General features: G+C 68.2%; 1 protein-coding gene (only partly in view). It reads left to right on the forward strand.

Going from position 1 to position 22995, the window contains the following annotated elements; genetic code table 11:
* On the forward strand, positions 1 to 22943 hold the 3' portion of the coding sequence (locus OHB26_RS15225) for a non-ribosomal peptide synthase/polyketide synthase (RefSeq protein ID WP_330184814.1). The gene continues 21724 nt to the left of window position 1, outside the view; the window shows 22943 of its 44667 coding nt (coding positions 21725-44667); its start codon lies off the left edge, out of view; its stop codon occupies positions 22941 to 22943.
* The last annotated feature ends 52 nt before the right edge of the window (positions 22944 to 22995 follow it).

Consider the following 22995-nt stretch of genomic DNA (forward strand, 5'->3'; position numbering starts at 1 on the left):
CGTTGCTCATGCAGGACCTGTTGGTGCTGTACGCCACGCATTCGGACACCAGCGTGCTGCCGCCGGTTCGGTCCTACCGGTACTTCCTGGAATGGGTTGCGCAGCAGGATCGTTCGGCCTCCCTCGACGCCTGGAAGCAGGCGCTGCGTGGAGTCTCCGAGCCGACGCTGCTCACCCGCCCCGACGCCGGTCGCGAGATCACCGCGCTGTCGGGTGAGTACTTCTTCGATCTGGACGAGGCCGCCACCGCGCGCCTGACCGGCCTGGCCGCGGAGATCGGTGTCACGCCGAACACCGTGCTCCAGGTCGCCTGGGGCATCCTGCTCGGCCGCCTCACCGGCCGCGATGACGTGCTCTTCGGCACCACCGTCTCCGGGCGTCCCGCCCAGCTGGCCGGGGTCGAATCCATGGTGGGTCTGTTCATCAACACCGTGCCCGTGCGGGTCGCGTTCGATCCGGCCGAATCGGCGCGGGCGCTGCTCAATCGCACCCAGGGCGAACAGGCCGACCTGCTCGATCACCACTACATCGGCCTGGCCGATATCCAGTCGGCCGCCCGGATCGGCGGACTCTTCGACACCCTGGTGGTGTTCGAGTCCTATCCCGTCGACGCCGAGGGCATCCGGTCCCAGGCCGCCGATATCGACGGTATGGCCGTCACAGGTCTGGACGCCGCCGATGCCACGCACTATCCGCTGACCCTGATCGCACAGCTCGACACCCGCCTGCGCATTCGCGCCGGATACCTGCGCGACCTGTTCGACGAGGACACCGTCCGCCGGATCGCCGACCGCCTGATCCGGGTGCTCACCGCGATCACCACCGAACCCGCCGCGGCCGTGGGCGATATCGAACTCCTCGACGCCGACGAGCGCGATCTCGTGGTCACCGAGTGGAACGACACCGCGTACGACGTCGACACCGTGCTGGCCGTCATGACCGACAGCAAATCCTCGGACGATGCCGCGGCTACGCTGGTCGCGCTGTTCGAGGCGCAGGCCGAGCGGACGCCGGACGCGATCGCCCTCAGCTTCGAGGGCACAAGTCTGTCCTACGGCGAGTTCGCCGAGCGGGTGCACCGCTTGGCGCGCTGGCTCGTCGAGCGCGGCGTCGGTGCGGAATCGTTTGTGGCGCTGGGTATGCGGCGCTCGATCGATCTGGTCGTCGGCATGTACGCGGTGACCGTGGCCGGTGGCGCGTACGTGCCGCTGGATCCGGATCACCCGGCCGAGCGCATCGAGTACATTCTCGAGACCGCCGATCCGGTGACCGTGCTGACCTCGGGTGCGGATCTGGATGTCGAGACCGCGCAGGTGCGTATCGACCTGCTGGAGCTCTCCAGCTACTCCGCCGCGCCGCTCACCGACGCGGATCGCGTTGTGCCGCTGCGGGAATCGAATACCGCGTACGTGATCTTCACCTCCGGTTCGACCGGTCGACCCAAGGGTGTGGCGGTGCCGCATGCGGCGATCGTGAACCGCCTGGTGTGGATGCAGTCCGAGTACGGCCTGCTCGCCGAAGATGTTGTGCTGCAGAAGACCCCGGCCACCTTCGACGTCTCGGTGTGGGAGTTCTTCTGGCCCCTGCAGATCGGCGCGAAGCTGGTCATCGCCAAGCCCGACGGTCATCGCGATCCGGCGTACCTCGCCGAACTCATTGCCGGTGAAGGCGTTACGGTCACCCACTTCGTACCGTCCATGCTCGCGGTCTTCGTCGCCGAGGCGGCGGCGGTGCGGTGCACCAGTCTGCGCATGGTCTTCGCCTCCGGTGAAGCGCTCTCGCCCAAGCCCTCACATCGCCTGCGCGAGATCACCGGTGCGGAGCTGCACAACCTGTACGGCCCGACCGAGGCCGCGGTCGACGTCACCTACCACCATGTGACCGCGGTCGATGTGGACTCGGTGCCGATCGGCCGCCCGGTCTTCAATACCCAGGTCTACGTCCTGGATTCGCGTCTGCGGCCGGTTCCGGTCGGTGTCGCGGGTGAGCTCTATCTCGCGGGTGACCAGCTCGCCACCGCGTATGTGGCGCGCCCCGATCTGACCTCGGATCGCTTCGTGGCCAACCCGTTCGGCTCCTCCGAGCGCATGTACCGCACCGGTGACCTCGTGGTCTGGAATGCCGAGGGCGAGATCGAATACCTCGGCCGCACCGACTTCCAGGTCAAGCTGCGCGGTCTGCGTATCGAGCTCGGTGAGATCGAATCCGCGCTCACCGCGTTGGGTTCGGTCGCCCAGTCGGTCGTCGTGGTGCGCGGGGATCAGCACACCGGTGACCAGCTGGTCGGCTATCTGATCGCGGCCCCGGGCCGGATTGTGGATATCGACGGCGCACGCGCCGAACTGTCCGAACGCCTGCCCGCGTACATGGTGCCCTCGGTGCTCATGGTGCTGGAGGAGTTCCCGCTCAATCCCTCCGGCAAGCTGGACCGCCGCGCCCTGCCCGCCCCCGTCTTCGAGGCCGCGGTCTTCCGTGCCCCGACCACCCCGATCGAACAGATCGTGGCGGGTGTCTTCGCCGAGGTGCTCGGCCTGGAGCGGGTCGGCCTGGACGACGACTTCTTCGCCCTCGGCGGTAATTCGCTGATCGCCACCCAGGTGGCGGCGCGACTCTCGGCCGCCCTGGACACCCAGCTGGGTGTGCGGGAGATCTTCGAAGCCTCCAGCGTGGCGGCGCTCGCCTCGCGCGCCGAATCGCACTCCGGCGCCGGTGCGCGCCAGGCACTCACCGCGCGCGAGCGCCCGGAGCGGCTGCCGCTCTCGCTCGCGCAGCAGCGCATGTGGTTCCTGAACCGGTTCAATCCGGAATCGGCCGTGGACAATATTCCCGCGGCGGTTCGCCTTTCGGGTCTGGTGGACCGCCAGGCGCTGCAGATCGCCGTCGCCGACGTACTGGCGCGGCATGAATCGCTGCGTACCCGGTACCCCGAGATCGACGGCACCGCGTACCAGGAGATCGTCCCCACCGGTCAGGTCATTCCCGACCTGACACCCATCGATGTCTCCGAAGCCGAACTGCCGCAGGCGCTTTCGGAGTTCATGCGGGCCGGTTTCGACGTCACCGTCGATGTGCCGTTCCGCGCCCGCCTGTTCGAGGTCAGCCCCACCGAACATGTGCTCGCACTGGTGGTGCACCACATCTCCGCCGACGGGTTCTCCATGGGCCCGCTCACCCGGGATGTCATGACCGCCTACGGCGCTCGGGTCGAGGGCGGCGAACCCGCTTGGCGGCCACTGGAAGTCCAGTACGCGGATTACGCGCTGTGGCAGCGCGAGGTGCTCGGTGCCGAGTCCGATGCGGAATCGGTGATCGCACAGCAGATCTCGTACTGGGGTCAGGCGCTGCGCGGACTGCCCGATCAGCTGGATCTGCCCGCCGACCGGCCGCGTCCGGCCGTCGCCTCGGGCAAGGGCGCCACGCACACCTTCACCATCGACGGCGAAACCCACGCCAAGCTGGTCGAATTGGCCCGCCAGCGCGGTGCCACGCTGTTCATGGTGGCGCACACCGCGCTCGCGGTACTGCTCTCGCGCCTCTCGGGTGAAGAGGACATCGCCATCGGTACGCCCGTCGCGGGCCGTGGTGAGCGCGCCCTCGACGATCTGATCGGCATGTTCGTCAACACCCTGGTGCTGCGGACCCAGATCGACTCCGGTGCGGGCTTCAACCAGCTGCTGGAATCGGTGCGCGCCACCGATATCCAGGCCTTCGGCCATGCCGATCTGCCGTTCGAGCGCCTGGTGGAGATCCTGAACCCGGCCCGCTCGCAGGCCCGGCATCCGCTGTTCCAGGTCATGCTGTCGTTCCAGAACACCGGCCCGGCCGAACTGGAGCTGCCCGGCCTGACCGTCAGCGGCGTCGACCTGCCGCTGGACACCGCCAAGTTCGATCTGCAACTGGTCCTCACCGAGGCCACCGCCGCGCACAATATCTCCGGCAACGGCTTCGGCGGCACCCCGTCCGGCATCACCGCCGAACTCATCTACGCCACAGATCTGTTCGACGCGGCCACCATGACCCGCTTCGCGACCCGCTTCAACCGCCTGCTCGCAGCCATTGCGGCGCAGCCGGAGACCGCGGTCGGCGATATCGATCTGCTCGACGGTGGTGAGCGGTCGCGCGTCCTGCTGGATTGGAACCGCACCTACTACTCCGTCGACGAGGTGGTCGCCGAGCAGACCGATGCCGTCGAGCGTGACGATGTCGACTGGGCCGCACTGGAAACCCCCGGTGCGTCCCGGCATGATCTGTGGCAGCTCCCCGACACCGGTGACGCCGCGAACACGCTGGTGGCGCTGTTCGAGGCGCAAGCCGAGCGGACTCCGGAAGCGATCGCCCTCAGCTTCGAGGGGGCGTCCGAGCCCGGCGAGGCACGTGCGGAGCTGTCCTACGGCGAGTTCGCCGGACGCGTACATCGCCTGGCGCGCAAGCTGATCGAGGCCGGAGTAGGCCCGGACAGCATGGTGGCGCTGGGTATTCGACGCTCGCTCGACCTGGTCGTGGCCATGTACGCGGTGCTGGAGGCCGGTGGCGCGTACGTGCCGCTGGATCCGGATCAGCCCGCCGACCGCATCGACTACGTGCTCGATACCGCGCGACCGGTCTGCGTGCTGACCACCGAGCGTGATGGGTTCACCCATGCGAGCGCCGAGGTACTCGCGGTGGACGCGCTCGATCTGTCGGGCTACTCGGACGCACCGCTGGGCGACGCGGATCGTCTTGCGCCGCTGCATCCTTCGAATACCGCGTACGTCATCTTCACCTCCGGTTCGACCGGCCGCCCCAAGGGCGTCGCGGTCAGCCACGCGGCGATCGTGAACCGCCTGGTGTGGATGCAGGCCGAATACGAGCTCAACGCGGCGGACGTCGTGTTGCAGAAGACCCCGGCCACGTTCGACGTGTCGGTGTGGGAGTTCTTCTGGCCCTTGCAGATCGGCGCGCGCTTGGTCGTGGCTCGGCCCGATGGTCACCGCGATCCGGCCTACCTGGCGGAAGTCATTGCCGCCGAGGGCGTTACCACCGCGCACTTCGTGCCTTCGATGCTCGCGGTGTTCACCGCCGAGCTCGAAGCCAATGGTGGATCCCGGCCACAAGCACGCCGGGATGACGAGGGGCCGGGCCTGCGACTGGTCTTCGCCTCCGGTGAAGCGCTGCCCGCCACCACCGCTCAGCAGCTGCGGCGGCTGACCGGTGCGGAGCTGCACAACCTGTACGGCCCGACCGAGGCCGCGGTCGATGTCACCTATCACCAGGTCGTCGATGCCGACACCGAGACGGTGCCGATCGGCCGACCGGTCTTCAATACCCAGGTCTATGTGCTCGACGCGCGGCTGAAGCCGGTCGCGCCCGGCATGGCCGGCGAGCTCTACCTGGCCGGTGATCAGCTGGCTCGCGGCTACGTCGCGCGGCCCGATCTGACCGCCGACCGCTTCGTCGCCAATCCGTTCGCGGCCTTCGGCGCCTCCAAGCGCATGTACCGCACCGGCGACCTGGTCACCTGGACCGCCGACGGTGAGCTGGAATACCTGGGCCGCACCGACTTCCAGGTCAAGCTCCGCGGTCTGCGCATCGAGCTCGGCGAGATCGAAGCCGCCCTCACCGCGCACGTTGACGTCGCCCAGGCCGTTGTCGTCCTGCGTTCGGACGCCCGTACGGGTGACCAACTCGTCGCCTATGTGGTCCCGTCCGGTTCCACGTCGACCGCGCCCGCCGGTGCTGCCGCGCCGCAGTCCACTGAATCCGGAGCTCCGGGAGCCGTCGGTGCTGCCGCGCCGGGCACCGTGGCGCTGCCCGCCGATGTCGTGGATGTCGAGGCGCTGCGTGCGCACCTGTCCGCGCAGTTGCCGTCGTACATGGTCCCGGCGGCCTTTGTGGCCGTGGCCGAGTTCCCGCTCAACGCGAACGGCAAGCTGGATCGCCGGGCGCTGCCCGAGCCGGAGTTCGCCGCTCGCGAATTCCGGGCTCCCGCAACGCGTGCGGAGGAGATCGTCGCCGAGGTCTTCGCCGAGGTGCTCGGGTTGGAGAGCCCGGTCGGCGCCGAGGACGACTTCTTCGAGCTCGGCGGCAACTCGCTCATCGCGACCCAGGTGGTCGCGCGACTGGGCGCCGCCCTCGATACCCGCGTCCCCGTGCGCACGCTCTTCGACGCCCCGACGGTCGCCGCCCTGGCCGCCCGCGTCGACGCGCAATCCGGTACCGGTCGCCGCGCCGAACTGGTCGCGCAGGAGCGTCCGGCGGAGATTCCACTGTCGCTCGCGCAGCAGCGCATGTGGTTCCTGAACCGCTTCGACACCACCTCCGCGGTGAACAACATTCCGCTCGCGGTCCGCCTCACCGGTGAACTCGATACGGTCGCGCTGCTGCACGCGGTCGGCGATGTGCTCGACCGGCACGAGGTGCTGCGCACCGTCTACCCCGAGAACGCCGAAGGCCGTGGCGTGCAGGTCATCCTGCCTGCCGACCAGGTCCGCCTGAACGCGGGACTGCCGTTGGACGCGGCGGCGGACAGCGACGCGAGCGCGGGGCTGGGCCTCGCGGCCGTCGTCGTGACGGAAGCCGAGCTGCGTGACCGCGTCGCCGAGCTGGTGCTCACCGGCTTCGATGTGACCGTCGCTCCGCCGGTGCGAGCCGGACTGTTCCGGGTCGCGGACGCCGAAACCCCCACGCACGTCCTGGTTTTCGTGGTGCACCACATCTCCGGTGACGGCTGGTCGGTGCGTCCGCTGGCGCGCGATGTCATGCTCGCGTACGCCTCGCGGGCCAATGGTGTCGCGCCGCAGTGGGAACCGCTGCCGGTGCAGTACGCCGACTTCGCGCTGTGGCAGCGCGAGACGCTCGGCTCCGAAGAGGACAGCGATTCGCTGATCTCGCAGCAGGTCGGGTACTGGTCCACTGCCCTGGCCGGACTGCCGGATCAGATCGATCTGCCCTCGGATCGTCCGCGCCCGGCCGTGGCCTCGAACCGCGGTGGCGTGCACGAGTTCTCGATCGACACCGCGCTGCTGAACAGCCTGAACACCCTTGCCCGCGAACACGGGGCGTCACTGTTCATGGTCGTGCACGCGGCCTTCGCGGCGCTGCTGGCGCGGCTGTCCAACGCAGCGGACATCGCCATCGGCACCGCGGTCGCCGGTCGTGGTGAAGCCGCGGTCGACGACGCCATCGGCATGTTCGTCAACACCCTGGTGCTGCGTACGGCGGTCGATTCGGGGGAGAAGTTCACCGAGCTGCTGGCCCGTACCAAGGACACCGACCTGGCCGCGTTCGGCCATGCCGATCTGCCGTTCGAGCGCCTGGTGGAGATCCTCAACCCGGCGCGTTCGCAGGCCCGGCATCCGCTGTTCCAGGTCATGCTGTCGTTCCAGAACACCGGTGCGGCCACCTTCACCCTGCCCGGTCTGGAAGTGGCGGGCGTACCGCTGGATGTGGTGACCGCCAAGTTCGATCTGCACCTGAACCTGCGCTCCGTCGACCCGCGCTTCGAACACCTGGGCGCGGACGGCGTGGTCGACGGGATGACCGCCGAATTCGCCTACGCCACCGATATCTTCGACGCCGCCACGATCTCGACCTTCGCCGATCGCCTGGTGCGCACCCTGACCGGCATCGTGCTGGAGCCGACCACCCTGGTCGGCGATATCGAACTCCTCGACGACCTGGAGCGCCGCCGCGTGCTGCGCTCCTGGAACGCCACCGAGTACGACGTCACCCGGGTAGCCCTGGCGGGTCGTAAGTCCGATGCCGATGTGACGCTCGCGTCCATGTTCGCCGCGCAGGCCGCGCAGACGCCCAAGGCCCCGGCCGTGGCGTTCGAGGGGGCAGCTCTGTCCTACGGTGAGTTCGCCTCGCGGGTGAACAGGCTGGCCCGCTACCTCATCACCGAGGGCGTCGGACCGGATTCGCTTGTCGCGCTGGGTATGCGCCGCTCGCTGGATCTGGTGATCGGCATGTACGCGGTCATCGCCGCCGGTGGTGCGTACGTGCCCCTCGACCCGGATCATCCGGAGGAGCGCAACCGCTACGTGCTCGACACCGCACAGCCGGTGCGGGTGCTCACCACCGCCCGTGATGGCTTCGATGCCGGTGCGCGCACGCTGCGCATCGACGAGGTCGACCTCTCGGCATACCCGGACGCTCCGATCACCGACGCGGATCGCATCGCGCCGCTGCGGGATTCGAATACGGCGTACGTGATTTTCACCTCCGGCTCGACCGGTCGCCCGAAGGGTGTGGCGGTGAGCCATGCCGCGATCGTGAACCGTCTGGTGTGGATGCAGACCGAATACGGCCTGTTCGACGACGATGTGGTGTTGCAGAAGACCCCGGCCACCTTCGACGTCTCGGTCTGGGAGTTCTTCTGGCCCTTGCAGGTCGGTGCGCAGCTGGTCGTCGCCAAGCCGGACGGCCATCGCGATCCGGCCTACTTGGCGGACCTGATCACCGAATACGACGTCACCACGGCGCATTTCGTGCCGTCCATGATGTCGGTGTTCGTAGCACAACTCGAATTGGGCAGGTCAGGAACTCCCGACGGAATCGTGCCCGAATGTGTGTCGCTGCGACAGGTTTTCGCCTCCGGTGAAGCGCTGCCCGCACCGACCGCGCATAAGCTGCTCGAGCTCACCGGCGCGCAGCTGCACAACCTGTACGGCCCCACCGAGGCCGCGGTCGATGTCACCTATCACGAGGTCACGGCCGCGGACACGCTGTCGGTGCCGATCGGCCGCCCGGTCTTCAATACCCGCGTGTACGTGCTGGATTCGCGTCTGCACCCGGTCGCCCCGGGTATCGCGGGTGAGCTCTACCTCGCGGGCAGCCAGCTCGCGCGCGGCTACGTCGCGCGGCCGGAGCTGACCTCCGACCGCTTCGTCGCCGATCCGTTCCACGTCGGTGCGCGCATGTACCGCACCGGTGACCTGGTGAAGTGGACCGGTGCGGGGGAGCTGGAGTACCTGGGCCGCACCGATTTCCAGGTCAAGCTGCGCGGTCTGCGCATCGAACTCGGCGAGATCGAATCCGCGCTCACCGCGGTGGATTCCATTGCCCAGTCGGTGGTCGTGGTCCGCAGCGATGATCGCCTCGGCGATCAGCTGGTCGGCTATGTCATCCCCGCCACCGGACGCAGTATCGATGTGGAGGGCGTGCGCGCCGAACTGCACGACGCGCTGCCCGGCTATATGGTTCCGGCCGCGTTCGTGGTGCTGGAGGCGTTCCCGCTCAATGCCTCGGGCAAGCTGGATCGCAAGCAGCTGCCCGCACCGGTCTTCGAGGCCAAGGTCTTCCGCGCACCCTCGACCCCGATCGAGGAGATCGTGGCGGGCACCTTCTCCGATGTGCTCGGGGTCGGTCGCGTCGGCGTCGACGACGACTTCTTCGAGCTCGGCGGCAACTCGCTCATCGCCACCCAGGTCACCGCACGACTCGGCGCGGCCCTGGATATCCAGCTCGCCGTGCGCGATCTGTTCGAGGCCTCCACCGTCTCGGCCCTCGCGGCGCGCGTGGAACGGCATGCCGGTTCCGGCCGCACCCGTCCGCGCCTGGTCGCGGGGGAGCGCCCGGAGAATCTGCCGCTCTCCCCGGCGCAGGCGCGCTACTGGTTCCTGAACCAGTTCGACACCAGCACTTCGGCGGTGGACAATATTCCGCTCGCGGTGCGCCTCACCGGTGCGCTGGATCTCAATGCCATGGGTCTGGCCATCGGCGATGTGATCAGCCGCCACGAGGTGCTGCGCACCGTCTACCCTCGCTCGGTGGACGGTCCGCACCAGGTGATCCTGCCCGCCACCCAGACCGATCTCGGCCTGGTGCCGGAGCCGGTCACCGAGGGCGAATTGCTCGGCAAGGTCATCGAATTCGCCATGACCACCTTCGACGTCACCGTCGAGGTGCCGCTGGCGGTCAAGCTGTTCCGCGTGAGCGATGCCGCGACCGAAGAGCATGTCCTCGCCTTCACCATCCACCACGTCTCCGCCGACGGCTCCTCCATGGGCCCGATGGCGCGCGATGTGATGGCCGCCTACGTGGCCCGCGCCAATGGTGAAGCGCCGCAGTGGACCGCACTGCCGGTGCAGTACGCCGATTACGCGCTGTGGCAACGTGAGGTCCTGGGTTCCGAGGACGATGCGGAATCGCTTGCCGCACAGCAGGTCTCCTACTGGACCCGGGCCCTGGCCGATCTGCCCGATCAGCTGGAACTGCCCACCGATCGCCCGCGCCCGCCCGCGCAGTCGTTCCACGGCAAGGCGCTGCGCTTCGATATCGATGCCGAACGCCACGCCAAGCTGCACGAGCTGGCCCGCGCCAATAACGCCTCGCTGTTCATGGTCGTGCACGCCGCACTGGCCATCCTGCTGGCGCGCCTGTCCGGTACCGATGACATCGCGGTCGGCACCCCGATCGCCGGTCGTGGTGAGCGCGAACTCGACGACCTCATCGGCATGTTCGTGAACACCCTGGTGTTCCGGACCCGGATCGATCCCGCGGTGCCGTTCGCCGACGTACTGGCCGAGGTGCGCGAACGCGACCTGGAGGCCTTCGCCAATGCCGAGGTGCCGTTCGAGCGCCTGGTCGAGGTGCTCAACCCGGTTCGCTCCAATGCGCGCAATCCGCTGTTCCAGGTGGGTCTGTCCTTCCAGAACCTGGCCGAGACCGCCTTCGAACTGCCCGGCCTGCATGTGAGCGCGGTCCAGTTCGAATCGCAGCTGGCCAAGACCGATCTGCACGTGACGCTCTACGACCGGTACACCGATGACGGTGCGCCCGCCGAGATCCTCACCGAATTCGGTTACGCCACCGATCTGTTCGACGAATCCACCGTGCGTGCCTTCGCCGACCGGTTCCTGCGCGTCCTGGACGCGGTGCTCGCCGACTCCGGTATCACCGTGGGCGATATCGATCTGCTCGATGCCGCGGAGAACGATCGAATCCTGAAGCACTGGAACGACACCGCGCAGGATGTCGAGCAGGTGTTCCCGGGCGGTGCGGAGGCCACCCTGGTCTCACTGCTCGACGCGGCCGTAACTTCGGACCCGAAGGCCGTCGCCATCGTGGCCGATACCGCCGACGGTGCGCGGAACCTCACATACGCCGAACTCGACGCCCGGGTGAACCGCCTGGCCCGTGAGCTCATCGGCCGCGGTATCGGTACCGAAGACCGTGTGGCCCTGGCCATTCGCCGCTCCACCGACCTGGTCGTGGCCATGTACGCCGTGGCCAAGACCGGTGCCGCCTACGTGCCGATCGATCCCGATCAGCCCGCCGACCGCACCGGTTACATCCTCGAAACCGCCGCTCCGGCAGTGGTTCTCAGCACCGGCGTGGATGCCTTCGAGCATGTCGGCGTCGAGGTGCTGCGCATCGACGAGCTGGATCTGTCCGGCCACTCGGCCGAGCCGATCACCGCCGCGGAGCGCGTGCGGGAGCTGACGCCCGCCAATACCGCGTACATCATCTTCACCTCCGGTTCGACCGGTCGTCCGAAGGGTGTGGCGCTGCCGCACTCGGCGGTGGTGAACCAGTTGCTGTGGAAGGTCACCGAATTCGGGCTCGATCCGGCCGATGCGGTGCTGCTCAAGACCGCCGCGACCTTCGACCTCTCGGTGTGGGAGTTCTGGTCCGCGGTGGCCTGCGGTGGCCGCCTGGTCATCGCGGTGCCCGGTGGTCACAAGGATCCGGCGTACCTGAACGAGCTCATGGCTCGCGAATGGGTGACCACCCTGCATGTGGTGCCGTCCATGCTGGACGCGCTGCTGGCGGACGGTCTGCCGGATTCGCTGTGGCGGATTCTGGCCATCGGCGAGGCGCTGCCCGGACCGCTGGCTCAGCGCGTGCTGGCCGAGCGTCCGCGCACCGAACTGTTCAACCTCTACGGGCCGACCGAAGCCGCGGTCTCCATCACCAACCATCGCGTCACCGCGCTGGACGAGGTGTCCGTCTCCATCGGTTCACCCGAATGGAACAGCCAGGTCTACGTTCTGGACGCGCACCTGCGTCCGGTGCCGGTCGGTGTCTCGGGTGAGCTGTACCTGGCCGGTGCGCAGTTGGCGCGCGGCTACTTCGGCCGTGCCGATCTGACCGCGGATCGCTTCGTGGCCAACCCGTTCGGCATCGGCACCCGCATGTACCGCACCGGTGACCTGGTGGCCTGGAATGCCGACGGCGAGCTGGACTACCGGGGTCGTACCGACTTCCAGGTCAAGATCCGCGGTTTCCGCATCGAGCTCGGCGATATCGAATCCGCGCTGCTTCGCCAGCCTTCGGTGGCCTCGGCCGCCGTGGTGGCACACCAGGATGCGGCGCTCGGTGACCGCCTGGTCGCCTATGTCGTCGGCATCGACGGTGAGATCGACAAGCAGGCCCTGCAATCCGCGCTCGCCGCGGAGCTGCCGTCGTACATGGTGCCGTCGGTCTTCATGCCGCTCGACGCCCTGCCGCTGAACGCCAACGGCAAACTGGATCGAAAGGCGCTGCCGGAGCCCACCTTCGAGAAGGCGGTCTTCCGCGCGCCCGTCACCCCGATCGAGCAGATCGTGGCCGGCGTCTTCGCGGACGTGCTGCATATCGAGGGCGGCCGGATCGGCCTCGATGACGATTTCTTCGCCTGGGGCGGTAACTCACTGCTCGCGACCCAGGTCGCGGCGCGCCTCGGCGAGGCCCTGAACACCCGGGTGCCGGTGCGCCTGATGTTCGAGGCGTCCACCGTGGCCGCTCTGGCGGCACGCGTGGAGCACGATGCCGGTGCGGGCCGTAAGGCGCTCACCGCCGGTGCACGGCCGGAACACATTCCGCTGTCGCTCGCCCAGCAGCGCATGTGGTTCCTCAACCGCTTCGACAACCAGTCCGCGGCCTACAACGTGCCGGTCGCGGTGCGGCTCTCGGGCGCCCTCGATATCGAGGCCATGCGCGCCGCCATCACCGATGTCGTTGCCCGCCACGAGATTCTGCGCACCATCTACCCGCAGACCGAACAGGGTCCGGTGCAGGTCATCCTGCCCGCGGCCCAGGCGGTTCCGGAGCTCGAGGTGCGCACCGTCGGCGCCGATGAGGTAACCACGGCCGTGGTGGCGCTCACCTCCACGGTCTTCGACGTCACCACCGAGGTGCCGCTGCGGGTCGCGCTGTTCCGTATCGGCGATGACAGCTCCACGGAATACGTTCTCGCCCTGGCGATTCACCACATCTCCGGTGACGGCTCATCCGTCGCGCCGCTGACCCGCGATCTGATGATGGCCTACGCCGCCCGCTCCATGGGTGAGGCTCCGGGCTGGTCCAAGCTCGCGGTGCAGTACGCCGACTACTCCATCTGGCAGCGCGATCTGCTGGGCAGTGAGGATGACGCGGAATCGCTCTCGGCCAAGCAGGTCGCCTACTGGAAGCAGGCGCTGGCCGAGCTCCCGGATCAGCTGGATCTGCCGTCGGATCGTCCGCGCCCGGCGGTGCAGAGCTTCGCCGGTGACCGGGTCGAGGTGCGCATCGATGCCGAAACGCACCGTGCGCTGGTGCGTTTGGCGCGCGCCGAGGGTGCGACGCTGTTCATGGTCGTGCACACCGCGCTCGCGGTACTGCTGGCCCGTCTCTCGGGTACCGATGACATTGCCATCGGTACCCCGATGGCCGGACGCGGCGAGGCCGTCCTGGACGACCTCATCGGTATGTTCGTCAACACTCTGGTGTTCCGCACCCGGGTCGATGCGGACGCACCCTTCACCGAACTGCTGGCCCGCCAGCGCGAGACCGACATTCAGGCGTTCGCCAATGCCGACGTTCCGTTCGAGCGTCTGGTCGAGGTGCTCAACCCGGTGCGCTCCACCGCCCGGCATCCGCTGTTCCAGGTGGGTCTGTCCTTCCAGAACCTGGCCCAGTCCAGCCTGGAGCTGCCCGGTCTGACCGTCTCGGGTCTGGATATCGACACCCAGATCTCGCAGTTCGATCTGCATCTCATCGCCACCGACCGGTACGACGAGACCGGTGCGCCGGTGGGCATTACCGGCCTGTTCACCTACGCCACCGATCTCTTCGATCAGCCGACCGTGCAGGGCTTCGTGGACCGGTTCGTGCGACTGCTCGGCCAGATCACCGCCGCGCCGCGCACCGCCGTCGGCGATATCGAGCTGTTGCACCCCGATGAGCGATTCGATCTGGTACTGGCCCGCAATGCCACCGCGCATGGGACCGATCGGGCCGCGACCCTGGTATCGCTGCTCGATGCCACCGTGGCCGCCATTCCGACCGCGGTCGCGCTGATCGGGCCGGACGGTGCGGTGCTCACCTACGCCGAGCTCGGTGCTCGGGTGAATCGTCTTGCGCGACACCTGATCTCGATGGGCGTCGGACCGGAGTCCCGGGTGGCGCTGGCGCTGCGGCGTTCGGTGGATCTGGTGGTGGCCATGTACGCGGTCTCGGTCGCCGGTGGTGCGTATGTGCCGGTCGATCCGGATCAGCCCGCCGAGCGCACCGATTACATTCTCGAGACCGCGGCGCCGGTCTGCGTGCTCACCAATGCCGAGGCTCGCTTCACCACCGAGGCCGCACCGCTGGTGCGCCTGGATCAGCTGAAGCTGGGATCGGTTGCGGTGGAGCCGATCACCGATGCCGAGCGGGTCGCACCGCTGCTGGCGAGCAATACCGCGTACGTGATCTTCACCTCCGGTTCGACGGGTCGCCCGAAGGGTGTGGCGTTGCCGCATGCCGCGGTGGCGAACCAGTTGCAGTGGAAGACAGTCGAATTCGGGCTGGGTGCCGATGATGCGGTGTTGCTCAAGACGGCCGCGACCTTCGATCTCTCGGTGTGGGAGTTCTGGTCGGCCGCGGTCTGTGGTGGTCGTTTGGTGATCGCCTCGGCCGATGGCCATCGCGATCCCGGTTACCTGAACCAGTTGATGTCTCGGGAGCTGGTCACCACGTTGCATGTGGTGCCGTCGATGTTGGACGCGTTGCTCACCGAATCCGGTGGGGTGCTGGCGGGTTCGTTGCGTCGGGTGCTGGCCATCGGTGAGGCGCTGCCCGCGGTCGTGGCGCGGCGTTTCCGTGCGGCGAACCCGGCGGCGCGGTTGTTCAACCTCTACGGTCCGACCGAGGCCGCGGTCTCCATCACCAGTCACCTGGTCACCGACGCCGACAAGGGTTCGGTCTCCATCGGCCTGCCCGAATGGAACAGCCAGGTCTACGTGCTCGATGCCCGCCTGCAGCCGGTGCCCGTCGGGGTATCCGGTGAGCTGTATCTGGCGGGTGCGCAGTTGGCGCGCGGTTACCACGGTCGCAGTGACCTGACCGCGGATCGTTTCGTGGCCAACCCGTTCGCCATCGGCGAGCGTATGTACCGCACCGGTGACCTCGTCGCCTGGGCGGGCAATGGTGAGCTCGAGTATCGGGGTCGTACGGACTTCCAGGTGAAGATTCGTGGTTTCCGTATCGAGCTCGGTGAGATCGAGGCGGCGCTGCTGGCGATGCCGGAGATCGCGCAGGTCGCGGTTGTCGCGAAGTCGGATCAGCGCACCGGTGACCGTCTGGTCGCCTACCTGGTGCCGTCCGATCCGGCTGCGGGCGTTGAGGTCTCGCATGCCAAGTCGGTGCTGGGGGCGGGTCTGCCGTCGTACATGGTGCCGTCGGCGTTCGTGGTGCTGGACGCGCTGCCGTTGAATGTGAACGGCAAGTTGGATCGAAAGGCGTTGCCGGAGCCGGAGTTCGAGACCGTGGCGTTCCGTGCGCCGTCCACCCCGATCGAGGAGATCGTGGCGGGGGTGTTCACCGAGGTGCTGGGTACCGAGCGGGTGGGCGCGGATGACGATTTCTTCGCTCTGGGTGGTAATTCGCTGTTGGCCACGCAGGTCGCGGCGCGTCTCGGTGTGGCCCTGGACGCTCGCGTTCCGGTGCGTACCCTGTTCGAGGCGTCCACCGTCGCCGGACTCGCCATCAAGCTGGAACTGCACGCGGGCAGCGGGGATCGGCAGCCGCTGGTACCGCAGCAACGCCCGGCCTCGGTGCCGTTGTCGCTGGCACAGCAGCGCATGTGGTTCCTGAACCAGTTCGACACCGGCTCGGCGGCCTACAACATCCCGGTCGCGGTCCGCCTCCGCTCCGTCGACCCGCGCTTCGGTGAGCTGGATACCGATGCGCTACAGCGCGCCGTCGCCGATGTGATCGGCCGCCACGAGACCCTGCGGACCATCTACCCGCAGGTCGACGGGGCCGCCTCGCAGGTGATCGTGCCTGCCGCACAGGCGATTCCGGATCTCACCCCGATCGATGTCACGGCGGAGTCCGTGCGCGACCGGATCGCGGAACTCATCTCCACCGGCTTCGATGTGACCACCGAGGTTCCGTTGCGGGCCAAGTTGTTCCGCGTCGAGACCGCACCGGCCGCCGAAGAGCTCGGCGTGCACGAATCCGTGGTGCTGGATGTGGCCGACGCCTTCGAGGCCGCGACCCTGCGCGCGGTCGGCGCACACGCGGCCAGCGCGCTGGGCACCGTCCGGGTGGAACCGCCGAAGCCGGTCATCGAGCATGTGCTGGTCTTCGTCGCGCACCACATCAGCGCGGACGGCTGGTCCATGGGCCCGCTCACCCGCGATGTGATGATCGCGTACGCGTCCCGCGCCGCCGGGGTGCAGCCGGGCTGGGCGCCCATGCCGGTGCAGTACGCCGACTACTCGATCTGGCAGCGCGCGGTACTCGGCTCCGAACAGGATCCCGAGAGCCTCATCTCGGGTCAGGCCGAGTACTGGCGGACCACGCTGGCGGATCTGCCGGACGAGCTCAACCTGCCCTCGGATCGTCCGCGCCCGAACGTGCAGTCCTTCCGCGGCGGCAAGGTGCACTTCCCGATCGGGGCCGGACTGCATCGCGGCCTGCAGGCCATCGCCCGCGAGCAGAACGCCACCATGTTCATGGTCGTGCACGCCGCGCTCGCGGTATTCCTGTCGCGACTGTCGGGCACCGAGGACATCGCCATCGGTACGCCGATCGCGGGTCGCGGTGAGGCCGAGCTCGACAATGTGATCGGCATGTTCGTCAACACCCTGGTGCTGCGCACCGAGGTGGATCCGGATCTGACCTTCGCGCAACTGCTCTCGCGCGCCAAGGATGCCGATCTGGGTGCCTTCGCACACGCCGATATCCCGTTCGAACGCCTGGTGGAGCTGCTCAATCCGGAGCGTTCGACCGCACGTCACCCGCTGTTCCAGGTGGTGCTGTCCTTCGAGAACCTGCCGGACAGCACCTTCGAACTGCCCGGACTGCGGGTCGCCGCGGTCGATTTCGAGAACGACACGGCCAAGTTCGATCTGTCGCTGACCATTACCGAGGCCGGGGCCGCGGGCGAGGGCATGTACGCCGAATTCGCCTACGCCCGTGACCTGTTCGACGACACCACGGTGCAGAAGTTCGCCCAGCGCTTCACCCGCCTGCTGGAGCAGATCACCGCGCGGCCGCAGCTGCCGGTCGGCGATCTGCAACTGCTGTCGGCCGCCGAACGCGCGGATCTGCTGTCCCGCAACGGTGCTGCGGCGGTCGAGCCCAAGACGCTGCCGGAGATCATGGCCGCCGCGGTGGCCGCGAACCCGGTCGGCGAGGCCGTGGTCTTCGACGGTCAGGTGCTCGGCTACGCGGAGCTGGACGCGGCCTCCTCGCGCCTGGCGCGCATGCTCATCGAGCGCGGCGCCGGACCGGATATGCGGGTGGCCGTGGCCATTCCGCGCTCCTTCGAATCGGTGCTCGCGGTATGGGCGGTCGCCAAGTCCGGTGCGGCGTTCGTACCGGTCGATCCGGCCTACCCGGCCGATCGCATCGCGCATATGATCTCGGACTCCGGGGCCATGCTCGGTTTGACGACCAATGCCGAACTGACCGCGCTGCCGCCGGTGGCTAGCTTGGCCGGATGGATCTCCCTGGACGATCCGCTGACCATCGCCGAGATCGAATCGCACTCGCCCGCAGCGGTATCCGATGCCGAGCGGTGGGGGGTCATCCGGCCCGCGCACGCCGCCTACGTCATCTACACCTCGGGATCGACGGGTCTGCCCAAGGGCGTCGTCGTCACCCATGCGGGTCTGGCGAACTTCGCCAAGGAGCAGGTCGAGCGCTACCGCCTCGACTCCTCCTCGCGCGCACTGCATTTCGCCTCGCCGTCGTTCGACGCCTCCATCCTGGAGCTGCTGCTGGCGCTGGGCGCCGGTGGCACGCTCGTGGTGGTGCCGCCGGGCACCTACGGCGGTGACGAACTGGGGCAGCTGATCGCTCGCGAGCGGGTCACCGCCGGTCTGATCACGCCGTCCGTACTGGCCTCACTGGAACCGTCGCAGCTGGCGGGTATGGAGGTCATCATCGCCGGTGGTGAGGCGGTCTCGGCCGATCTCGTCGCCAAGTGGTCGGTGAATTCGGCCGGGCCGCGGCGTTTCCACAATGCCTACGGTCCGACCGAGGCCACCATCGCCACCAATATCTCCGATGCGCTCGCGCCCGGTGACAAGGTTGTCATCGGTGGACCGGTGCGCGGTATGCGGGCACTGGTGCTCGACCACCGTTTGCAGCCGGTCGCCGAGGGTGTCGCGGGTGAGCTGTACGTGGCCGGACCGCAATTGGCGCGCGGCTACCACGCCCGTCCGGGTCTGACCGCGGAGCGCTTCGTCGCCAACCCGTACGGCGAGCCGGGCGCACGCCTGTACCGCACCGGTGACGTGGTGCGCTGGACGCGCGATGCCAAGGGCGCTCCCGCCGTGGAGTACGTGGGCCGCAATGACTTCCAGGTCAAGGTGCGCGGTTTCCGTATCGAACTCGGCGAGATCGACGCGGCGCTCATGGCGCACGAGACGGTGGACTTCGCGGTCACAGTCGGCCATAGGCGCCCCGCCTCCCCGGGCTTCGAGGTCGGCACCACCATGTTGGCGGCCTATGTGCTGCCCGTCGCCGGTGCCGTCATCGATATCGCCGCACTGACCGAGCACGCCGCCGCGCGGCTGCCGGAGTACATGGTGCCCACCGCCATTACGGTGCTGGACCAGATTCCGCTCACCCCGGCGGGCAAACTGGATCGGCGCGCCCTGCCCGAACCGGTGCTCGCCCCGCGCGAATTCCGGGCTCCGGTCAGCGATATCGAGGCCACCATCGCCGAGGTCTTCGCCGAGGTGCTCGGGGTCGACCAGGTCGGCGCGGATGATTCGTTCTTCGCGCTCGGCGGTGACTCGATCCTGTCGATCCAGCTGGTGTCGCGGGCCAAGGCGCGCGGCATCCTGTTCAGCCCGCGTGAGGTCTTCGAGAAGCGCAGCGTGGCCGGATTGGCCGAAATCGCCGTGCTGGGCGGGGACAACGAGCAGGAGCGGCTGGCGGAGTTGCCCGGTGGCGGGGTCGGCGATATTCCGCTGACGCCGATCATGACGGCGATTCTGTCGAGCGGCTCGACGTACCAGCGATTCTCGCAGTCGATGGCCCTGCGCCTGCCGGACAATATCGACCGCTCGATCCTGGTCGGCACGCTGTCCGCGGTGTTCGATCACCACGATGTGCTGCGCTCCCGTCTGCGCGGAAGTGACAGCATCGGTTGGGAATTCGAAGCCCTGCCGCGCGGTGGCGTCGATGTCGATGCCCTGGTGCATCGCGTCGAGGTCGCCGCCGACATCTCCGATGAAGAGCTGTCTCGCGTCGCCAGCGCCGAGCTCGATACCGCGCTGGGCAAGCTGGATCCGGCGAATGCCGCCATGATGCAGTTCGTTTGGTTCGCCTTCGGCGAGGGTCGTCCGGATGTGCTGCTCGTCGCCGCCCACCACTTCGTGGTCGACGGTGTCTCCTGGCGCATCCTGATTCCGGACTTCGCGGTCGCCTGGTCGCAGCTGGCCTTCGGTCAGCCGGTGGCGCTGCCCGCCAACGGCACCTCCATGCGGCGCTGGGCGCACGCCCTCGTCGATGCGGCGTCGGCTCCGGAACGCGTTGCGGAGCTGCCGTTCTGGCAGGGCGTGGTCGGCACCGCCGATCCGCTGCTCGGTGCGCGTGCCTTCGATCCGGCGGTGGATACCTTCGCCACGGTCGAGCGGGTCGAGGTCACCGTCCCGGCGGCGGTCACCGATGCGGTGCTCACCGCCATTCCGGGCCGGTACCGCGGTGGTGTGAACGACGGTCTGCTCTCGGCGCTGGCCATGGCCGTCGCGCGCTGGCGCAACGACGGCAACGATGCCGCCCTCATCAAGCTCGAGGGTCACGGCCGTGAAGAGGAAGTCGTTCCGGGCGCGGATCTTTCGCGCACGGTCGGTTGGTTCACCAGCGCCTACCCGGTGCGCCTGGATCTGGCCGGGGCCGACCTCGACGATGCCTTCGCGGGCGGAAAAGCCCTGGGCGACATCGTCAAATCGGTGAAGGAGCAGCTGCTCTCGGTGCCCGACAAGGGCCTGGGCTTCGGTCTGCTGCGCTACCTGAACGCCGAGACCGCGCCGCGGCTGCGCAGTGTCGGGCAGATCAGCTTCAACTACCTGGGTCGCGTCTCCACCGGTGAAGTGCCCGAACAGCTTTCGGAGCTGGGCTGGGTGCCGGTCGCGGATCTGGGGCAGCTGGACGCGGACATGGATCTCGATATGCCCGCCAACGCCACCCTCGATATCAACGCCATCGTCACCGATGGCGAGGACGGCCCGCAGCTGGGCGCGGCCTTCGCCTTCCCGACCGGACTGCTCTCGCGCGAGCGGGTGCGGGAGTTCGCGGATCTGTTCGTGGCGGCGCTGACCGCGCTGGCCGAACACGCCAAGCGGCCGGACGCCGGTGGCTACACGCCGTCGGATATGGCACTGGTCAAGGTGACCCAGGGCGATATCGAAGGCTGGGAGCGGGCCTACCCGGCCATGACCGAGGTGTGGCCGCTGTCGCCGCTGCAGTCCGGTCTGCTGTTCCAGGCGCTGATGTCGCAGAGCCGTGAGGCGATCGACGTCTACACCATGCAGGCCGTCCTCGACCTGCACGGCACGGTGGACATCGAGCGGTTGCACGCGGCCGCACAGGCCATTGTCGACCGCTACCCGAGCCTGCGGACCGCCTTCGTCACCGATGCCGCGGGACAGGCGCACCAGGTCGTCCTGGATCGCGTCGAAGCACCGTGGAGCATTGTCGATCTCACCGATCTGCCCGAGGGCGAACGGGTTCCGCGCATGCGCGAACTCATCGACGCCGACCGGGCGCGGCATTTCGACATGGCCGCCGCACCGCTCATGCGGTTCACGCTGTTCCGCACCTCGGCCGAGCAGTTCAACCTCGTGATCACCACCCACCACATCCTGGTGGACGGCTGGTCCATGCCGTTGCTCATGCGCGATCTGCTGGTGTTGTACGCGGTGCGCGGTGATCTGTCCGCACTGCCGCGCGCGGTCTCCTACCGGAACTACCTGGCCTGGCTGGCCGGGCGGGACCGCCAGGAATCGTTGCGGGCGTGGGCGCGTGCGCTCACCGGTGTCTCCGAGCCGACTCAGCTCGCGCCCGCCGGACGCGCGGACGAGCAGTACGAGGTCGGGCGGCACGTGCTCGAGATCGACGCCGAACGCACCCGTCAGCTCAGCAAGCGGGCCGCCGAGCTCAGCGTCACGGTGAACACGCTGGTGCAGACCGCGTGGGCCATTCTGGTCGGAAGGCTCACCGGCCGTGGCGATGTGGTGTTCGGCGCGACCGTCTCCGGGCGTCCCGCCGATCTGGCGGGCGTGGAATCCATGGTGGGTCTGTTCATCAACACCGTGCCCGTGCGCATTCGCATCGACGACCGCCTCACCATCGGCGGCATGCTCGAGCGGGTGCAGCACGAGCAGGCGGATCTGCTGGATCACCACTACATCGGTCTGGCCGAGATCCAGCAACTCGCCGGTGCCGCAGCGGAATTCGACACCCTCGTGGTGTTCGAGTCCTACCCGGTCGACAAGGACGCCATCGCCGCCGCCAGCTCCATCGACGGCATGTCGGTGAACGGCGTCGGCATCAACGACGACACCCACTACCCGATGACGCTGGTGGTCATGGCCAGCGAGACCATCGAGATCTCCATGCGCTACCTGGACACCCGCTTCACCGCCGACGAGGTCGAAACCCTCGCCGCGCGCCTGAACCGGGTGCTGGACGCGCTGTTGGGTGAGCCGTCGGCGCTGGTCGGTGACATCGATATCCTCGATGCCACCGAACGTGCCCGCATCCTCGCCGAAAGCTCTGTGACCCAGGCTGATTCGGCGGCGGAACCGGCCCGCGTGGGCGCTCGCACCGTGGCCAATGTGCTGGCCGAGGTAGTGGAGGAAGATCCGCAGGCCCCGGCGTTGCTCGACAACGGCCAGGAACTCGCCTACCACGTCCTGGACCGGCGCTCCTCGCAGCTCGCGCGCCTGCTCATCGACCGTGGCGCGGGCCCCGGTGATATCGTCGCCGTCGCCCTGCCGCGTTCGGTGGAGGCGGTCGTAGCCGTCTGGGCCATCCAGAAGGCCGGTGCCGCAGTACTGTTCGCCGAGGGTCTGTCCTTCGGCGACATCCTCGCGGCCGGTGCCACTTTCGGCATCGCCAAGGAACCGGCAGCCAGCTCGGTCCGCTGGCTGGTCCCCGCCGACCCGCAGGTCCAGGCCGACCTCACCGCCCGCCCCGCGCACCCGGTCACCTACACCGACCGAGTCCGCCCGCTGACCGAATCCGACCCGGCCTTCGTCTACCGCAACGCCTCCGGCACCTGGGCCACCCTCACCCAGGCCGAAGCACTGGACCGCGCGACAACCCTGCGCACCGAGAACGAGATCGACTACGAATCGACCACATTCACCACGGCGACCATCGGCCTCCCCGCGGTAGACGAATTCCTCACCTCGTCCACCGCCGGCGCCCTCTCCGTCCTCCCCACCGAGGACCTGAGCGCCGACCTCGAAGAGGGCGAAGTAAGCCACTGGTTCACCACCGCGGGCGACTCGACCGAAGCGGCCCCCGAAGAGGTCCGCATCATCAACGCCTAACCGTGACGCGCCGGTGACGCCCACAGAAAAGGTGCGTCACCGGCAAGTCGCG

This window comes from Nocardia sp. NBC_01503 (assembly GCF_036327755.1).
GTDB lineage: Bacteria > Actinomycetota > Actinomycetes > Mycobacteriales > Mycobacteriaceae > Nocardia.